16 protein-coding genes and 1 pseudogene are annotated in these 17,204 nt (G+C 55.8%); 15 read left to right on the top strand and 2 right to left on the bottom strand.

Translation table 11 applies throughout. The features are described 5' to 3' along the window. The first annotated feature begins 1 nt into the window (after nt 1). The 13 genes from EXW71_RS01840 to EXW71_RS01780 all read left to right on the top strand — a co-directional run bounded on the left by EXW71_RS01840 (nt 2) and on the right by EXW71_RS01780 (nt 12,880). A complete protein-coding gene (locus EXW71_RS01840; RefSeq protein ID WP_134657346.1) occupies nt 2-691 on the top strand; it encodes a phage tail protein I in 690 nt (229 codons plus the stop codon). Beyond that, entirely contained in the window at nt 688-2,574 is a 1,887-nt protein-coding gene (locus EXW71_RS01835) for a phage tail protein (protein ID WP_134657345.1), read from the top strand. Before EXW71_RS01840 ends, EXW71_RS01835 begins: the two co-directional genes overlap by 4 nt. 10 nt (nt 2,575-2,584) lie before the next feature. Next, a complete protein-coding gene (locus tag EXW71_RS01830) occupies nt 2,585-2,974 on the top strand; it encodes a phage tail assembly chaperone (RefSeq protein ID WP_256657064.1) in 390 nt (129 codons plus the stop codon). 102 nt (nt 2,975-3,076) lie between these two features. Then, nucleotides 3,077-4,243 carry a phage tail sheath family protein gene (locus EXW71_RS01825; protein WP_134657344.1) on the top strand — a complete coding sequence of 389 codons (1,167 nt, stop codon included), beginning with the start codon at nt 3,077-3,079 and terminating at the stop codon, nt 4,241-4,243. A gap of 12 nt (nt 4,244-4,255) precedes the next feature. After that, complete coding sequence (locus EXW71_RS01820) at nt 4,256-4,759, top strand: phage major tail tube protein (protein ID WP_134657343.1); 504 nt, start codon at nt 4,256-4,258, stop codon at nt 4,757-4,759. A gap of 14 nt (nt 4,760-4,773) precedes the next feature. Beyond that, nucleotides 4,774-5,373, top strand: a complete 600-nt coding sequence (locus EXW71_RS29210) for a phage tail assembly protein (RefSeq protein ID WP_134657342.1) — start codon at nt 4,774-4,776, stop codon at nt 5,371-5,373. A 150-nt stretch (nt 5,374-5,523) separates the two neighbouring features. Continuing rightward, nucleotides 5,524-8,637 (top strand): phage tail tape measure protein, encoded by a 3,114-nt coding sequence (locus EXW71_RS01810; RefSeq protein WP_134657341.1) that lies wholly within the window; start codon nt 5,524-5,526, stop codon nt 8,635-8,637. A 9-nt stretch (nt 8,638-8,646) separates the two neighbouring features. After that, on the top strand, nt 8,647-9,492 hold the full coding sequence (locus tag EXW71_RS01805) for a phage tail protein (protein ID WP_134657340.1): 846 nt from the start codon (nt 8,647-8,649) through the stop codon (nt 9,490-9,492). Then, nucleotides 9,467-9,673 carry a tail protein X gene (locus EXW71_RS01800; RefSeq protein WP_134657339.1) on the top strand — a complete coding sequence of 69 codons (207 nt, stop codon included), beginning with the start codon at nt 9,467-9,469 and terminating at the stop codon, nt 9,671-9,673. Before EXW71_RS01805 ends, EXW71_RS01800 begins: the two co-directional genes overlap by 26 nt. An 80-nt stretch (nt 9,674-9,753) precedes the next feature. Then, on the top strand, nt 9,754-10,800 hold the full coding sequence (locus EXW71_RS01795) for a phage late control D family protein (RefSeq protein WP_134657338.1): 1,047 nt from the start codon (nt 9,754-9,756) through the stop codon (nt 10,798-10,800). A gap of 48 nt (nt 10,801-10,848) precedes the next feature. After that, nucleotides 10,849-11,412 (top strand): glycoside hydrolase family 19 protein, encoded by a 564-nt coding sequence (locus EXW71_RS01790; protein WP_134657337.1) that lies wholly within the window; start codon nt 10,849-10,851, stop codon nt 11,410-11,412. Beyond that, entirely contained in the window at nt 11,394-11,936 is a 543-nt protein-coding gene (locus EXW71_RS01785; RefSeq protein ID WP_134657336.1) for a lysis system i-spanin subunit Rz, read from the top strand. The genes EXW71_RS01790 and EXW71_RS01785 overlap by 19 nt, the downstream gene beginning before the upstream one ends. A gap of 149 nt (nt 11,937-12,085) precedes the next feature. Next, nucleotides 12,086-12,880, top strand: coding sequence for a DNA adenine methylase (locus EXW71_RS01780; protein ID WP_134657335.1), 795 nt, complete (start codon nt 12,086-12,088; stop codon nt 12,878-12,880). Here EXW71_RS01780 and EXW71_RS28930 read toward each other — a convergent pair. Then, nucleotides 12,877-13,098, bottom strand: a pseudogene (locus tag EXW71_RS28930) (DUF159 family protein); the annotation flags it as partial. The gene EXW71_RS01780 and the pseudogene EXW71_RS28930 sit on opposite strands and share 4 nt — an antisense overlap. A 719-nt stretch (nt 13,099-13,817) precedes the next feature. After that, entirely contained in the window at nt 13,818-15,260 is a 1,443-nt protein-coding gene (locus EXW71_RS01770) for a lipid II-degrading bacteriocin (protein WP_134657334.1), read from the bottom strand. A gap of 666 nt (nt 15,261-15,926) precedes the next feature. On the opposite strand from EXW71_RS01770, the gene EXW71_RS01765 reads away from it, so the two are divergent. Next, on the top strand, nt 15,927-16,484 hold the full coding sequence (locus tag EXW71_RS01765) for a helix-turn-helix transcriptional regulator (protein ID WP_134657333.1): 558 nt from the start codon (nt 15,927-15,929) through the stop codon (nt 16,482-16,484). A gap of 107 nt (nt 16,485-16,591) precedes the next feature. Continuing rightward, nucleotides 16,592-17,167, top strand: coding sequence for an HD domain-containing protein (locus EXW71_RS01760; protein ID WP_134657332.1), 576 nt, complete (start codon nt 16,592-16,594; stop codon nt 17,165-17,167). Nucleotides 17,168-17,204 lie beyond the last annotated feature (37 nt).

The following is a 17,204-nucleotide window of genomic DNA, read 5'->3' as shown; positions in this document are numbered from 1 at the left end:
TATGAAAAGCCTATTGCCGATCAACAGCACGCAACTGGAACGCGCGATGGAGGCATCGTTTTTCGAGAAAACAGTTGTCCCGTTGCGCGATCTCTACAACGCCGATACCTGCCCGGTCCACCTATTGCCGCACCTGGCGTGGGCGTGGTCTGTCGACCGCTGGGACTACCGATGGACCGAGTCAACCAAGCGCGCCGCTATCAAGGCTTCTTATTACATTCATGCCCACAAAGGCACCATCGGCGCGTTACGTCGTGTGGTCGAACCTCTGGGCTATCTGATCGAGATAATCGAGTGGTTCAACATGAGGCCCGAAGGGGTCCCTGGCACCTTTGCTTTAAAGGTCGGGGTGCTGGACACCGGTATCACTGAGGAAATGTATCAGGAGCTGGAGCGACTGATTGATGACGCCAAGCCGGTTAGCCGGCATCTAACCGGGCTGGCTATCAGCCTAGAAACCACCGGCTCTATAAACGTCTTCGCAAGTGCTTATGACGGCGATGAAATTGATGTTTATCCGCCTGTACTCCGGGATATCGAGACAACCGGCGTTATCGGTGGTGGTGGTCGCGAACACAGCATAGATGAGCTTGAGGTTTATCCGCTGACACCTTCCTTTATCTCGGTTGATTGCTATGTCGGCGTTCCTGGCCGCGAACATTCCATAGACCTTTTGGACGTATATCCATGATTGATGCCAATTCGCAGTTCTTCGCCATCCTGACGGCCGTGGGGGAGGCCAAGCAAGTCAAAGCTGATGCAGGGTTGATGACTTGGAAACTAACCCACATGGCCGTGGGCGATGCCAATAACACTGATCCAATACCGGATCGCTTGCAGAAGGCGTTGATTAATGAACGCCGGCGTGCGCCGCTGAACATGCTGGGCCCTGACGGGGCTAACCCCGGCATTCTTGTGGCCGAGCAGATTATCCCGTCAGATGAAGGCGGTTTCTGGATTCGTGAGCTTGGGCTGTTCGACTCAGACGGGGATCTGGTGGCGGTGGCAAACTGCGCGCCAAGCTTCAAGCCGAAGCTTTCCCAGGGCGCCGGCCGGACGCAAACCGTCCGCATGAACTTCATCGTCAAGAGTTCCACGAACGTGGTGCTGAATATCGATCCTTCGGTCGTGACGGCGACGCGCCGCTACGTGGACGAATCCATTGCCGGCGCTATCAACAAAATGGACTTTAAGCAGTCGGTGTTGATCGCAACTACTGGTCCCGTGGTGCTAGCAGGCGTTCAAGAAATCGACGGGTTCGCAGTGCCGGCGGGCTCCCGGGTGCTGGTTAAAGATCAAGTTCAGGCCAAGGACAACGGACTGTATCTCGTAGGCGCTGATGCTTGGGTACGTACGGTTGATGCCGACAGTAGCGACAAAGTATCGCCGGGCCTGATGGTGACGGTAGAGCGGGGCGCTGCAAACGCTGACACCACCTGGCAACTGATCACTGATGGCCCGATTGCCCTGGGAGCCTCACCTCTGATCTTTCAATGGGCTGCAGGGCTAAACGTTCCAACGCCTGCAGTTGATGACAGGTCGAAACGCAGTGCCAATACCGAATCGGTGCGGGCTCAGATTGAAAGCTCCAAGCAGGTATTTCCTGTACATGTCTTCCGAAAAAATCGGCTGATCAATGGCGCCTTTCAGATTTGGCAGCGAGGCAAGTCCGGCGTCGTTGGGAAAGCCAACGGTGACCCCGAAAGCGCGTTCGGCCCGGACCGCTGGATGATTTACAGCCCAAAAAACGCTACCTGCAATTGGAGCCAGCTGCCGCTCGAGCAGGACGCCAATATCAACGAGGCAAAGTTTGCCTTGAGACTTTCGCGCCAGGGTGAAGGCCAGGGCTGGAACCTCAGTCAGCGTATCGAGAACGTCGAAACACTGGCCGGCGGGAAGGTCACCGTTTCGTTTTATATGAAAACCAGCGTTCCACATACTTGCGCGGTGATTCTTCGCCAGAACTTCGGGGTGAACTCAACCGAGCCGAACGTCGATGTGGGCACCTCAGTGGAGTTGACGACGGTATACAAAAAATACGTCGTGACTCTCGACCTGGGCGGCGTAGTGAACAAGAACAAGGGTGTCGCGAACGACTTTCTGGAAGTTATCTTTGCCAGCTGGGGAACGGGTGCCCACTACACGGACATCACCAATGTTCAGATCGAGTCCGGCAGCGTGGCGACGCCATACGATTACAGGACGCACCAGGAAGAGTACCGCGCATGCTTGCGCTACTTCGAAAAATCCTTCCTGCAGGATCACCCACTTAAGTCGAATAATGGTCCCTCCTCCTGTATCGCGACCTTCACACAGTCCGCAGCAGCGCAGTCCTCACAGTCGGCTCTGCGGATGGACTTCCGGGAAGTGAAACGCGTTGTCCCTACGTTGAAATTGTTTTCACCTGGTGAGAACTCGTCGGAGATCTGGGCACAGTCCTCCGTCAAGCCCTGCACAGCCACGAACATTCAGAGCTTATGGGCAACAGGCTTTTCGCTTTCATGCCTACCGCCTGCCGGGTCCATTCCTGGCTATACCCTGCAAATTGAGTGGACCGCCGAAGCGGAACTTTAAGGTGATGAATATGGATACAACTGATTATAGATTCACCCCAGCCGGCGTCCGGCGGATGACTGACCGCGTCTTCATCCCGGAAGATATGGGCAACAAAGACTGGGTAGCTTACTTGGAGTGGGTGGCCGCTGGCGGCCGAACTTTGCCAGAGAAGACCGCTGAAGAGGCTGCGAATGAAGAGCGGCGCTGGCGAGACCTGGAACTTCAAAGTGTCGCATGGCTGCGTGAGCGTCACCGTGATGAGGTCGAGTTAGGCAGTGCGGCTTCATTGACCACGGATGAGTATGGTGAGCTGCTGGCGTATATGCAGCTGCTGCGCGACTGGCCTCAATCAACAAAATTTCCAGTTCAGAAATACCGACCAAAAAAACCAAGCTGGATCGCGCTACAAGCCCAATAACGCCCCGCACTGTCGGGGCGTTTTGCATTTCGTCACACGTAACACAAACACCCTCCCGGCCTCGCTTATGCGGGGCTTTTTCGTTTCTGGAGCATTAGCTTTATGAGTTTCTTTCACGGCGTTACTACGACTGATATCAAGACGGGCGCGCGCACTATTTCCTTGCCGTCGTCTTCCATCATCGGACTTTGCGACACCTTCACCCCAGGCGGCCTTGGCGGTGGTACAGCCAAGGCCGGCGAGCTTAAGTTGATTACTTCCGAGCGCGAGGCCATTGCTGCCTTCGGCGCCGATTCGGCGATAACCAAGGCCTGTAAAGCGATCTACACGAAGGCCAAGGCGGTGATTGTTGCCATCGGCGTGCCGAAGCTGGAGGACTCGGCGCTGCAAACCTCGGCGATCATTGGCGGCGTTCTGGCCTCGGGCCAGCGTACTGGCCTACAAGCCTTGCTCGATGGCAAAAGCCTGTACAACGCGCAGCCGCGGCTGTTGATTGCGCCAGGTCACACGGCCACTCAGGCGGTCGCTACCGCGCTTGATAGCCTGGCGCAGAAGCTGCGAGCAATCGGCATTCTTGATGGCCCTGGCACCACGGATGAGGCGGCGATGCTTTATGCCGATAACTTTGGCAGTCGCAACCTGTTCATGGTCGATCCGGGCGTTCAGTACTGGGACACCGAATCCAGTAAGACACTTGATGCGCCTGCCTCGGCCTGGGCGGCGGGTTTGTTCGCCTGGACCGATGCTGAATATGGCTTCTGGGCTTCGCCGTCTAACAAAGAGTTCACCGGCATCACTGGTACGACCCGAGCTGTCGAGTACCTGGACGGCGACGAGACGTGCCGGGCCAATCTGCTGAACAACGCCAATATCGCGACGATCATTCGCGACGACGGCTATCGCTTGTGGGGCAACCGTACCTTGTCGAGCGATCCAAAGTGGGCATTCGTCACGCGCGTTCGCACGCTTTTCATCCTCATGGATGCCGTGCAGGCCGGCCACAAATGGGCTGTGGACCGATCCATCACCAAGACGTACGTCAAGGACGTGACTGATGGCCTGGACGCTTTCATGCGCGATCTCAAAGCCCAGGGCGCGATTATCAATTTTGAGGTGTTCCCGGACACCGAGCTGAACACTGCCAACCAGATCGCTCAGGGCAAAGTTTATTGGCGCATCCGTTTCACCGACGTGCCGCCGGCAGAAAACCCGAATTTCCTTTTCGAAGTCACCGATCAGTGGATGACCGAAGTTCTTGAAGCAGCCTAAGGGGCCTAGTCAATGATTCCTCAAACCTTGTTTAACACGAACCTTTTTGTCGACGGTGTGAACTTCGCTGGCGACGTGCCGAGCCTTACGCTGCCCAAGCTGACCACCAAGACTGACGAGTATCGCGCCGGTGGTATGGCCGGTGCGATTGAGATGGACCAAGGCCTGGAAAAAATGGAGGCGTCCTTTGTTACCAAGGGCGTGCGCCGTGAGTCGTTGAAGTACTTCGGTCTGGCCGATGGCACCGCTTTCAACGCCACGTTCCGGGGTGCCTTCAAGGGGCAGAAAGGCGCTGTCACGGCCGTTGTCGCTACCCTGCGCGGTCGCCTCAAGGAGCTCGACCTGGGGGACTGGAAAGCCGGTGACCCTGCTGAGATCAAGCACGCCGTGGCGGTCGCTTATTACAAGCTCGAAATCGACGGGCGCCTCATGTACGAAATCGACATGGTCGCTGGTGTTCAGGTGATCGACGGCAAAGACCAACTCCTGGAAGTGCGCACCGCACTTGGCATGTAAGGGAATAGATCCAAATGAATAAAGTAACGCTTGAAGAAGTACCTGCCTGGCTATCTCTAAGTGCGCTCGCAGCAGTCGTGACGCTCACGCGCCCAAGCAATGCCAATGGCGTGCAGGTAGAGACATTAACCTTGCGAGCTCCGGTCGTGCGTGAAGTTCGGGCGGCCGACCGTGCCTCGAACAGCGATGAAGTACAGCGTGAGTTGATGTTGTTCGCGGGCTTGGTAGAGGTGGGCATCAAAGATCTTGAAGACCTCAAGCTAGCGGACTATCGCCGTGTTCAGGCCGCATATTCATACATGGTTCCCGATACCGACTATTCGGATTCAATCCCTCCGTGGCTGTCGGTTAACACTGATCGGGCCTTGGTCACACTGACCTGTCCGAGCGTAATCAATGGCGTGTCGGTCGATACATTGGCCCTGCGCTCCCCGACAGTGCGTGACGTGCGCACTGCCAATCGTGACGCGGGTGGGGATGACGAACAGCGGGAGCTGATCTTATTGGCTGCGCTTGCGGGTGCGCCTGTCGCGGATCTGGAGGGCCTGAAGCTAGCGGATTTTAACCGCCTGCAGGCTGGCTATTTTCGAATGGACCAAGAAGACGGGGTTTAACCCTCACGTCATAAAAATGGCCGCGAAACGTCTGGCGGTGGAAACGGGATTTTCCGCTGCTGAGATTCTGTCGATGCCGTTCGCGGAAATGGTGTGGTGGCTCACGGACTGAGCCGCCTTCGGTAAGGCTATGCAAATGAGGGCCGTGACATGGCGAACAAGATCGCCCTCGGGCTGTTGATCGGCGGCGCCGTCAGTTCGACTGTCGGTGCTGCGTTTAAAGATGTAACGGGGCGCATCAAGCGCCTTGAGGCGGAAGGCAATAAAGCGCGTGTTCTGCAGCGCACTATCGGCGACACCATTCGATTGCGTGATGAATGGAAGAAAGCCCATGACAGCGGCTCTGAGGGAGCCTCCAAGCTGCTGGGGCGATTGAACTCCAATCTCGACAGTTTGAAAAAGCAGGGCATCGAGGTCGGCCGGCTGGAAAAGGCCTATCGCTCAATGGGACAGACCGCCAACAAAGCCGAGCTAAAGGCCCGAGGGCATCAGCAACTGGATGCTGGTAAGAACGGCATGAAAAGCACTGTCGGTGCCGCTGTCGTCGGTGTCGGCATGCTGGCTGTTCCGACAAAGGTCAGCGCGGATTTTGGGGCCATTGTTCGGGACATCGCGATCAAGGCCGGCATTGCTAACAAACCGCAAGAACAGGAGATGTCTCGCAAGATCATCGATACCTCGCTCGACACTGGCATGGCGCGTAACGACGTGGCCGACGTGGTCAACCAGTTGGTCGGCGCGGGTATGGATTTGAGCAAGGCCCTGGAGTACGCGCCGGTTGCGGCCAAGTTTGTCGTAGGTCAAGGCTCAAGCGGTGTCGATACCGCGAAGATGATCAACGCCCTGGGGCAGAACGCCAAGATTACTGATCCAAAGCAGATGCAGCAGGCTCTGGAGGCTATCGCCTTCCAAGGGCAGGCTGGTAGCTTTGAGGCGGCCGACATGGCCAAGTGGTTCCCCGAACTGTTGGCGAATATGGGCAGCCTCGGCATTACCGGCATGGATGCGGTGACGCAGATGGGGGCCATGCTGCAAGTGCAGATGAAGTCTGCAGGCGGCGCCGATGAGGCGGCGAACAACCTCAAGAACTGGATGAGCAAAATCGGTTCCGGCGACACCGTCAAGGCGTATGCAAAGGCCGGTATCGACTACAAGGGTTCAATGCAGACCGGTTTGCAAAAGGGGATGTCCACGCTTGAAACCAGCATGTCGCTGGCACAGAAGTACATCCAGGCCACTGATCCGAAGCGCGCGGCGGCAATGGCCCAGGCGACGGCGAAGATAAGTAAGGAATCGGACCCGGAGAAAGCCAAGGCCATGATGGCCTCGCTGGAAGAGTCACTGCGCACCGGTGACCTGTTCGCTGATATGCAGGTAAAGGCTGCACTTTCTGCCTATATGCAAAACAAGGCGCTGTACAGCCAGCTCAAAAACGATTCGCGTGAAGCGACGGGCATCCTCGACAAAAACCTCAGCGAGCGAAGGGAGGCGTCGTCGCAGAAGTGGGCCGAAATGGCTCAGTCGATGGATGACGCCATGCGCAGCGTTGGGGATGCCCTGCGGCCGGTCACAGACACCGTGGCGGAAGGACTGACCAAAGTCACCAGGGTTATTACCTCGCTGTCTGACAGCGCACCAGGTGTGGTGACGGGCATCGCGGCGGTCGGTGGAGGGCTTGTCGCGCTCAAGGGGCTGCTCAGTTCGTTCAAAATCGCTAAAGGTTTGCTCAACGTCGCACGGGGATCGTTGGGTGGCAAACCCGGCGAAGTGCAAAAGGTCTTTGTGACCAACTCCAAGGATGGCTCTGGGGGCGTCGGAAAGGGCGGCGAAGCTAAAGGCAAGACCGGCAAGGCCCTGTCGTTAGTTGAGACTGGGCTCAAGGCAGTAGCCGCTCTCAAGGGTGAATCGACTGATGGGGAGGGAAAGGATGAGAATAAGACCGGCAAGTTAGACATCGTCGCGACTGGCCTAAAAGTGGTTTCGCTAGCTAAAGAAGCGGTATCTGACGATGACGGCGCGAGAGGTGACGATGCTGCGGCGAGTGGCGACGGCGTCCAAAAGGTCTTCGTCGTTAACTTGAGTGCAATGGGGGGACCTGCTGGGGGGCCAGGTGAAGGCCGCCGGCGTGGTCGCGGTTCAAGACGTAATATCCCGCGACGTCGGCCGACCTCGCTGCGTGCTCGGGTGCCGGCGCCGCGTCCGCTTGTATCCCGGCCAGCCATACCGGCTCCGCGTCCGCCGCTGCCACGGCCTGCAGCACCGGTTTCGCGCCCTGCGGTTCCACGGTCTGCAGCTCTGGTCCCGCGTTCGCCGGTACCACTGCCTGCCGCACCGGTCCCGCGTTCGCCGGTACCACTGCCTGCCGCACCGGTCCCGCGTCAGCCGTTACCACTGCCTGCCGCACCGGTTCCGCGTCCGCCGCTGCCACGGCCTGCAACAATGGCTCTACGTTCACCGGTACCACTGCCTGCAGCACCGGTCCCGCGTCCGCCTATCCCACCAGTTTCTATTCCAAGCGGGGCGATAGCGAAACTGGGCGGGGTTGTGCAAGCGGTCGGTAAGATCGGAAAAGCCGCCAAGGCAATACCTGGTGGCTCGCTCATCGAGGCCGGCGCCATGGCCTTTGACACCTATGAGAATGCCAAGACCAAGGACGAAAAGGCCGAGGGTTATGGCGCTGCCGCTGGCAATCTTGCGGGCACTATGGCCGGTGCAGCTGCAGGGGCAGCTATTGGCTCGGTGGTGCCTATCATCGGCACTGCTATTGGTGGGCTGGTAGGCGCTTACTTAGGCAGCATGGGTGGTTCGGCGCTGGGCGGTGCTGCAGGTAAGTCGTGGTTCGGAGGGGAGGACGAAAAGCCCGCGCTGCCGGTTACGCCTTTGTTGATGGCGCCTCGGCCGGGCCCAGCCATTCCAAGCTTGGCCGCCATGGGCAAGTCATTCAACCGGGCGGACGGTTCGGGTGCATTGCTGATGGCGACTGCACCGCAAGCGCCGGTCCTGGGTGATGTAGCGCGTTCTTTAGCCGTGTCAGCGCCGACCAAGCCAGCGGCTGTAGCGATCCAGCCCAAAGAGCCGGAAAAGCCTGTCCCGGCCAAAGTGGATCAGCAGTTTCAGTATTCGCTGAATATGCCGGTTACGGTGCAAGGGGATGTGAAAGACCCGCAACGCTTGGCGCAAGACCTCATGCCGCACATGCGGTTAATGATGGCTGATGCGGCGAAGCAAAACGCCGCGAAGCTGTACGACGAACCGCACCTGTAAGGAGGACCTATGGCTTATATGGAACAGATGCAGTCGGGCTTCAAGTACCTGATTGAAGCCGGGGAGGCTGGTAGACGTAGTGCTGAGGGCATGCTTGGGCCCGTCAACGGTGCAATAAGGGAGATAACGGGTGCAGCGGCCGAGCTGGAAAATATCCCGTTCGTGGGGCCTGCTGTCGGTGCCAAGCTCCAGCGGGTGATGCGCGGCGTGGATGCGGCACAGGCCAAGGCCGGCCAGGTGCTGGCTGTGTACAGTCGCGCGACACGGGGCGCCGCCGAAGTGCAGGATCGAATGGGGGCGCTGAAGGAGCAGGCGGGAAAAGCAGCGACGGCGATCAACAAGGTCGCCGGAAAAGTCAGCCCGTCGTTGGCAAACATCGTGCCCACTAGCGCATTTGCCGTGGATGCCACACCGGCGCCTGAAGCGGTGAAGCCATTTCCGCACCTGCTGATCATCCAGCCCAGGGATCCCAAAATTCAGCCGTACTACTTCAACTTGGATACAGCGGCGTTCGACGAATTGAGTCGCTCGACCGAATTCCGCTGGGCGTCACAGGAGCGACTATCGCGGCGACCGGCGCAGCAGGCCGTGGGCATGGGCGATGAAAAGCTCACACTCAAAGGTACGATTTACCCAGGCTTCAAAGGGGGGCTCAAGCAGCTTGACACATTGCGCACCATTGGCGGCCGGCTACAGCCCCTGACTCTGACCACCGGCTATGGAGAGGTGATCGGCACCTGGTGCCTGAAGTCCATCAACGAGGAACAGGGCGCGCTGCTGCACGGCGGTATTCCGCGTAAACAAGTATTCACTCTGGAGTTCACGCGCTATGGCGACGACATGCAGAACGTCTGACGGGGACATGCTCGATGTCATATGCAATAACGTTTATGGGCATTTGAACGGCAGCGTCGAGGCGGTGCTGGATGCCAATCAGGGGCTGGCAGACGAGGCCCAGCCTTTCCGCGCTGGTGTGGTGATCGTGCTACCGGACCTGCCAGTCCCGACTGAGGAAGGGATTAGCTTGTGGGACTGACTCCGTGCGGCCCGTTGCGTTAAGCGTAAGAAACTTTGTATTCAGCCCGCCCTGTGCGGGTTTTTCTTTGGAAAAAAACCATGACTCCCACTTTTCGTATCGTTGCTGACGGTGCCGATATTACATCCAAGATCAATGATCGATTGTTGTTGCTTAGGACTTCTGACAAGCCGGGTATGGAGTCCGACGAGTTTGAATTGCGTATCGATGACCGTGACGGCCAGGTGCAGTTGCCCCGGCGCGGTAGCTCAATCGAGATTCACCTGGGCTATGCCGAAACGTCTTTGATGCGCTTAGGGCTTTACGCGGTCGACACGGTCGAAGTTTCCGGCCCGCCGGACACAATCGTGATCAAGGGCAAGGCCAGCGATATGCGCGGCAGTGGCAAAACTGTCCGCAGCGGAAGCTGGGAGGACGTGCCGCTGTCGAAGATCGTGGCAGACATCGCGGCGCGCAATGGTTGGCAGGCAGGCTGCCCGGTGGCGACGAAGGTCGCTCGTGTGGATCAGCTCAATGAGTCCGACTTTAATTTCATCACGCGCCTGGCTAAGCAATACGACTGCACGGCCAAGGTCGCAGATGGCAAATTGTTGGTGATGCCACGCCAGGGAGGGCAGACAGCCAGCGGCAAAACGTTTGGGGCGATCACGTTGACCCGCAGCGATCTCAGTCGCTGGCAGTTCAGCTTAGGGGATCGCAATTCGCACAAGGCCGTGGCGACTAAGCATCAGAACAAAAAGGATGGCAAGTTGGTGGTGGTCACCATCGACAACGATGATGCGCCGGACGGCTTGCCGGCGGTGCACACAGATCGGCATATCTATCCGAACAAGACCGCTGCTGAGTCAGCAGCCAAAGCACGGTTAGCGGCATTCAATCGCTCGACCGCCGCCGTGAGTTTCGAGATGCCAGGCCGGACTGACATTTTTGCAGAGCGCCTGATCGACGCTCAGGGTTTCAAGGTCGGGCTGGATGGCGAATACCTGGCGGATTCGGTGGAGCAGGTATTTACCCAATCTGGCTGGTCGACCACGGTCGAGTGCAATGCCGGCAAGAAAGGCAAATCCAAGGGTAAGAAAAAGAAAGAAACGAAGCCGCTCAAGGTCGTGAGCGTCGAGAAGCTGTAATGCAAACCATCGCCGCCTAAGTGCGGTATTTTTTTGTCCGGAGTTTTTATGACCATCACTGAACAACAGCTACAACGCATCATGCCAAACGCCCGCCGCCAAGCGGGCGTTTTTGTATCTGCCCTGAACGCGGCAATGGCGCATCGGCAGATCAATACAGCGAAACGCCAGGCTGCTTTCCTGGCGCAGCTTGGTCACGAGTCTGGTCAGCTGCAATACGTCCGCGAACTGGGCGGGGATCAATACCTGAGTAAATACGATACCGGCACTCTGGCTGCCAAGCTTGGTAATACCCCGGCTGCAGATGGTGATGGTCAACGCTATCGTGGCCGAGGGCTGATCCAGATTACCGGGCACGATAACTACCTGCGCTGCAGTCTGGCACTGTTCGGCGATGAGCGATTGTTGCGCACCCCCGAGCTGCTCGAGCAGCCGCAATGGGCTGCAGAGTCGGCGGCGTGGTTCTGGTCGGTGAATGGGCTGAATGCGCTCGCGGATCAGGATCAGTTCAATACCATCACCCGCCGGATCAATGGGGGGCTCAATGGTCTGGAGGATCGGCTGCAGCTATGGGCCAGGGCGAGGGCGGTGTTATGCGTCTCTTCGATCTGATCCCCGCGCAGTTCCGTATCGCCGCTATCGGCTCGATGTTAGTGGTGGTGGTCGCAGGATCTGCAGCATTGGCCTGGACTGCTCAGGACTGGCGTTATGGCCGCGTGCTGGAGCGACAAGCCCGGCTGCAGGCGGACACCCTCAATGAAATATCCCAAGCGTCTGCTGCTCTGCAGCGTACCGAGCAGGACAAACGCCTTGCTCTGGAGCTCCGCCTGCATAACAAAGACGAAACCCACTACAAGGAATTGACCGATGAGCAAACCAAGCAGGCTCGCCTTCGTGATCGCCTGGCTACTGCTGATCTGCGGCTGTCAGTCGTACTCGCCGCCACCGAAACCACCGGCAGCTGTTCAGTGCCAACCACCACCGCCACCGGCCGTGTGGTTCATGGCACCGCAAGAGCCCAACTTGACCCAGCGCATGCTCAACGAATTATCGGCATCACCGATGCCGGCGACCAAGGATTGATCGCTCTGCGGGCCTGTCAGGCTTACGCAAAAGAAGTTTCTACACCGAAGTAAAAGGAGCGGCCGGGCAGGATGCGTCAACATCCAACCCGGCCACCTTCCCCGCAGATCGTCCCTGCAAGTCCAGCCAAGGCTCCTGCTTCGTGCACAAAGCGGAGCGAGCCTAGCACTGTTTATCCATACAGCAAAGGTCTTGCTTTTTTATGTCTACACCCATCATCCCTTGGATGGGCGGCAAACGCCGCCTGGCCGACCGCCTTATCCCGCTCTTCCCGCCACACGAATGCTACGTTGAAGTCTTTGCCGGCGGTGCCGCGCTCTACTTCATGCGCCCCCAGGCAGCACCGGTTGAAGTCCTCAACGACATCAACGGTGACCTGGTGACGCTGTACCGCGTCGTGCAGAACCACCTGGAAGAATTTGTGCGCCAGTTCAAATGGGCGCTCAGTTCTCGCCAGGTGTTCGAGTGGCAGAAGATGACCCGCCCGGAAACTCTCACCGACATCCAGCGCGCAGCCCGGTTCTTCTACCTGCAGCACCATGCCTTTGCTGGCAAGGTGACGGGGCAGACGTTTGGTACCGCGACCACTGGCCCGGCCATCAACTTGCTGCGGATCGAAGAGAACCTGTCTGCAGCTTGGCAACGGCTGTCTGGCACCTATGTCGAAAACCTGGGCTGGCTTGAATGCGCAGAGCGGTACGACCGGCCGCACACCTTCCATTACATGGACCCGCCTTACTGGCAGACCGCCGGCTATGGCGTGGACTTTCCGTTTGAGAACTATGAGCGGATGGCCGACTTCATGCGGCGGTGCAAGGGCAAGGTGATGGTCAGCATCAATGACCACCCTGATATCCGACGGGTGTTTGAGGGGTTTCACTTTGAAACTGTGGACGTTCGGTATAGCACCGCTAATCAGAGGCAGGGGAAGGCCGAGGTCAGCGGAGAGCTGGTGATCATGAATTGGGAGCCAGCGGCATTGGGTGGGCTGTTCTAGGGCTCTGGCCAAATCAAGCCTGCTTCCTTGTTTCTCACGTTGCCCCCGGCGGTGCTGACCTTGAACCATTCAAAGGCCCCGGCCGGCTCGCCCTGGTGCAGCACCATCTGCTCGGCACGCTCTTTTGGCGTGGCCGGGCTCAACTATTCTCGGGCCAGGTCCGGCGTCAGTACCACCAGCCGCCGGTCGTGGATGTCCACCATGCCGCCGGCACTGTCACCCGCAGCGCACTAGGTCGGCGTGCTGATGGAGCGGGGCAACCTGCATTGAAGATGCGATGCTGTAGCGCCAATCTGACATTCCACTACTTTTTGTTGTACCGTTTTATCAGAAGTCGTGGCAAGTATATAAAGCAGCCATACGAAAATAGAGTCATTCCATATAAAACAAAGAGCCATCCCGACGAAAAGAGCCCATAAGAAAGTACGTTCGCGCCAAGATATCGCCACCTTCTGCTCTGCTCTCCTAAATCCACCGAGCTAAAATAATTTATATGTACTATGAAAAATATGAAGCTAAGCATGACCACTGCTGAGAATATAAATTTTACAATAGTATGATCTTTGTATTGTTCAGGATCCATGACAAGTCCGTGATAGACTTTTACAAAAAAAACTAATGCGAGTACAGGGCCAACAACACTTATGTAGTTAGCCGCGACTTTTGAACTGAACGGGAATTTTGACGACCAATAGCCAACCTGTCCGAGCAAATGACTATCCAAGAAATCGTTTATTTTTAGATAAAATTCAGAGTCAGGATAAGCAGGTAGCAAAAAAACGATTAGAAAAATGGGCAGCAGGGTTGCTATTACAAAAAAATAGGGGATGGGTATGATTTGTTTTGGTGTTTCAATTTTCATATGGATGTGCCTTTTAATAATCTTGCAGCCTTACTCAATAACCTGGCCGGAAAAGTCCGCCCAGGTTGTTGTTGGCTAATTTAAGAAAAAATTGTTTATCTCATCAACTTTTTCAGCGTCTATGTAAGAGGCAGCTGCGGCCATCGCTATCGATACTATAATAATACCAGCAGTAGCGGAAGCAAAAGCAGGAAGAGCAAACGCTACACCAACTGCCAATACAGCTCCGGCGCCAGCCCCAATTGCCATTGCCTCAAGTTCAAGCATGAGTGGTTTCCAATCGCCAGTTTGATAGCCAGAGATAACTTTTTCACCAACGGTTTCAGCTTGAACAATTTTACCAACAACGCCAAATCCTTTCCCTAGACGTTTAATATTGTCTGCAAGGGTTGCCTTGTCCAGTGCATTCAGTGCGTCAACGACAGCCTGAGTGTCTTGAGCATTCAACCTGATATTAGGATTGGCACTCACTCTCTCGAAGGTTGCCAAAGCTTCTGCATAGCTTCTGACTTTTTTACCGGATACTCCAGCTTGGAGGTCTTGAGCAATTTTGCTCATGTTTGCCCCGTATTTTTCGAGAATTCGCTCGTTGGTGTCGGCAACGAAGCTCACTGCATCTTTATAGGCCGCCGCTTCTGCTGCCGCTGCTTGTCGTGCTTGCTCAGCAGCAATCTCATCTGGTGTCAGCTGCTTTCCAATCGATACAGGGGTATCACCTTTGACTACGATCTCAAAGGGGGTAGCGTTCAGGTTTTGCACTACGTACTGAAGCTGAGTTGCTGCTGCTTCACCCACTGCGCTTTTGAGATTTTCGGGAATGGTGTTGTAAGTGATGTTTCCCGCAGAAATTTTCCCATCAAACTGATAGTTCCCTACGGCGTCTTTATTGACAGTTCCTTCAACCTTGAAGCTGGTATTCTCAATCCACGTTAACAGTTGCCAATCACTTACTGATCCGACAGCAGGAATGCTTTCCACAACAATTGGAGTAACTGTGCCCACCGGAGCGGCTGCTAAGGCTGCATCCAAGAGGGGGCTAGAAAAATTTGACGAATTTAATCCAAAGTTGGCGATGGATGTTTCTGCTGCTGCTCCGTGTCCATATACAAAATGCCCAAATGCAGCAACTGGTGTCAGTTGGTTACCTGTCAGTCCAGGACACGCTGAAACGCCGTTCGTGAGGTAGGCGTAATTAGTGCTTGCGTAATAAAGTGCACCATTGACGTCATTTCCCGGGTGCAGAAATATGTAGTAGTCCGCATAGGGAACAACTTGCAGATCGTACGTGAAACCCGGCGCAACGTTACCATCCTGGCTCCAACCTAGCTGCTCATTGGCGAGCTTAATAAGCATCTCTCGCCACAACCCCTGCGCATAGTAGGGGTTTCGTGATTGTTGTTGCATTAGAAAAATAACAGCTGGGCTAGGCGCAGGGTTAGGCAATCCATTTGTATTTACGTCTGGGTAGCCAGGTTCAGAAGCAGTGATGTTTATTGGGGGAAGCGTTATGTCGACCATGATTTTATATCCTTATCCATCCACGTAATTAACAGTTTTGTCCCTAAAAAGGACGATGCCCTTTGTTAGCGTGACTCATGTTCGACCGCATCTGGCCTTACGGCGGGTTTGGGCCGTAGTGAGCATGAGCGTCACAAAAACTGTATACCCATACAGCTTAACCCATCAATCGAAATATGCATTTATGCATAAGAAGTCGACAGACGGTTTTGATTCGCATTTACCACAATCTTGGGATGGTTGTAGGGGTGGAAGGTTCAATGGAGCCTCAGCTACCAGGCATTGCAAGGAAGCAAACCCTACGAGGAGTGCTGACGGAAGCGCACTACCTACTAAGAACTCCAGCTGCCTGAAAAAGAGAGCACCTCATCAGGCCAACTCATGGAGCTGTTTGGGTATCAGGATGTCGATTGGTTGAAAGTACGGCGCTGCGCAAAGTTATATAGGCAATCGCCGGGCTTGCGGCTAGCCAGCTTGACTCTCAGTCGCGAAGTTGCCGCTTTCGCCCCGCCCTTCGCTACTGGCAGTCGTCGGCGAGGAGCAGTCGTTCATAGGAGGAACACACAGCTTTCGCGAAATCAATGCAGCTTTAATCAGCCCAGCCCATTTGCAGATGTGTCCCGCATAGATCAGACTTGCTCGCCCATCCACTTTCCGCATTCCGAAATGTCTGACATATGGCCAAACCCCACCTTGCCCGGCGTCATGCTAAGACGGTGGCGTCAGTTACACAGGGTCAAACAGTCTGATGCGGCGGAGTTATTCAGCGTCACCCAATCGACCATCTCACGTTGGGAGAGTGGCGCACTGGCGTTGGATCCCCTCGCACATATAAAGCTTGAGAAATTATTGGCCGCTCGCCTTTCTACAGCCGCAGATCAAGCGCTGGGCCGAATGGTGCGTGAAAGCTCGCGTCCCGTTCATCTCATTTGCGATTTGACGCACCGTTTGCTTGCCTGCTCACCTTCGCGAGCAGCCCAGTTCGCGACTCCTGTTAGCGAGCTGTTAGGACGCTCACTATGGCGCTTCGCGACACCAAATATCCTTAGCAAGGAAGTTGACCTAGATAAATTGGGTTGGCGGGAAGCTTTCGCACCACCTGCACTGGAATTTCTAACAGGTAACAATGATTCGCCCATCGTTCCGATTAGCCAAAGCCTATGTCGCTGGACACGTATCGCTCTTTCGGACGGAACAACGGCACGCCTGGTTGAGTCGCTCTGACTGCGTAGTCATGCATATTTTATGCGTGGACGCTGAGCGCCTTGAGATTTAGTCTGGTCTGAACAAGGTGAGCAATACTTTACTCGCCGAATGAATCAGGGGTGTTCATGGACATCGGAAAAATAAAAGGGCGCCTTGAGTTTCTACGCGAGACGGAAAAGCTCAAAGATGTACTCAGAAGCGCACACACTTCTTCAGGGCGTACGGAAAGCACGGCAGAGCATAGCTGGCGTCTTTGCCTGATGGCCGTTGTCTTCAGCGATTATCTGACGGGACTCGATAAGCTGAAAATGCTCAAGATGTGTCTTATCCACGACTTGGGAGAGGCCATCAGCGGAGACATTCCCGCCGTCAATAAAAATTCGTTTCCCAATAAGAGCGAGCAAGAGAGATGCGATCTCGTGCTCTTGACCAGAGCCCTGGATGAATCTTTAAGAACCGAGATATTGGCACTTTGGGATGACTACGAAAGTGCGTTGTCGCCCGAGGCAGTAGCCGTCAAGGCGCTAGACAAGCTGGAAACAATGCTCCAGCACAATCAGGGCAAGAACCCACCTGACTTCGATTACGAATTCAATCTTGCCTATGGCAAAAAATACACAGATGCCGCCCCTCTCTTCGAGACGCTTCGTAATATCATTGACCAGGAAACCAAAGAGAACATGCGTGCAAAACCGAAGTGAATCAGCAGCAACCTTGCTGGGCATGCGTTTCAACTGA

The sequence above is a fragment of the Pseudomonas sp. BCA17 genome, from assembly GCF_004519405.1.
Classification (GTDB): Bacteria; Pseudomonadota; Gammaproteobacteria; order Pseudomonadales; family Pseudomonadaceae; genus Aquipseudomonas.
This window is presented reverse-complemented; position numbering and strand designations above follow the sequence as displayed.

What these genes read in the sequence shown, in the direction of transcription:
- EXW71_RS01790 (WP_134657337.1), top strand. Translation starts at nt 10,849, where the DNA reads ATGACCATCACTGAACAACAGCTACAACGCATCATGCCAAACGCCCGC.
- EXW71_RS01810 (WP_134657341.1), top strand. Translation starts at nt 5,524, where the DNA reads ATGGCGAACAAGATCGCCCTCGGGCTGTTGATCGGCGGCGCCGTCAGT.
- EXW71_RS01805 (WP_134657340.1), top strand. Translation starts at nt 8,647, where the DNA reads ATGGCTTATATGGAACAGATGCAGTCGGGCTTCAAGTACCTGATTGAA.
- EXW71_RS01780 (WP_134657335.1), top strand. Translation starts at nt 12,086, where the DNA reads ATGTCTACACCCATCATCCCTTGGATGGGCGGCAAACGCCGCCTGGCC.
- EXW71_RS01770 (WP_134657334.1), bottom strand. Translation starts at nt 15,260, where the DNA reads ATGGTCGACATAACGCTTCCCCCAATAAACATCACTGCTTCTGAACCT.
- EXW71_RS01830 (WP_256657064.1), top strand. Translation starts at nt 2,585, where the DNA reads ATGGATACAACTGATTATAGATTCACCCCAGCCGGCGTCCGGCGGATG.
- EXW71_RS01825 (WP_134657344.1), top strand. Translation starts at nt 3,077, where the DNA reads ATGAGTTTCTTTCACGGCGTTACTACGACTGATATCAAGACGGGCGCG.
- EXW71_RS29210 (WP_134657342.1), top strand. Translation starts at nt 4,774, where the DNA reads ATGAATAAAGTAACGCTTGAAGAAGTACCTGCCTGGCTATCTCTAAGT.
- EXW71_RS01800 (WP_134657339.1), top strand. Translation starts at nt 9,467, where the DNA reads ATGGCGACGACATGCAGAACGTCTGACGGGGACATGCTCGATGTCATA.
- EXW71_RS01785 (WP_134657336.1), top strand. Translation starts at nt 11,394, where the DNA reads ATGCGTCTCTTCGATCTGATCCCCGCGCAGTTCCGTATCGCCGCTATC.
- EXW71_RS01820 (WP_134657343.1), top strand. Translation starts at nt 4,256, where the DNA reads ATGATTCCTCAAACCTTGTTTAACACGAACCTTTTTGTCGACGGTGTG.
- EXW71_RS01765 (WP_134657333.1), top strand. Translation starts at nt 15,927, where the DNA reads ATGTCTGACATATGGCCAAACCCCACCTTGCCCGGCGTCATGCTAAGA.
- EXW71_RS01760 (WP_134657332.1), top strand. Translation starts at nt 16,592, where the DNA reads ATGGACATCGGAAAAATAAAAGGGCGCCTTGAGTTTCTACGCGAGACG.
- EXW71_RS01795 (WP_134657338.1), top strand. Translation starts at nt 9,754, where the DNA reads ATGACTCCCACTTTTCGTATCGTTGCTGACGGTGCCGATATTACATCC.
- EXW71_RS01835 (WP_134657345.1), top strand. Translation starts at nt 688, where the DNA reads ATGATTGATGCCAATTCGCAGTTCTTCGCCATCCTGACGGCCGTGGGG.
- EXW71_RS01840 (WP_134657346.1), top strand. Translation starts at nt 2, where the DNA reads ATGAAAAGCCTATTGCCGATCAACAGCACGCAACTGGAACGCGCGATG.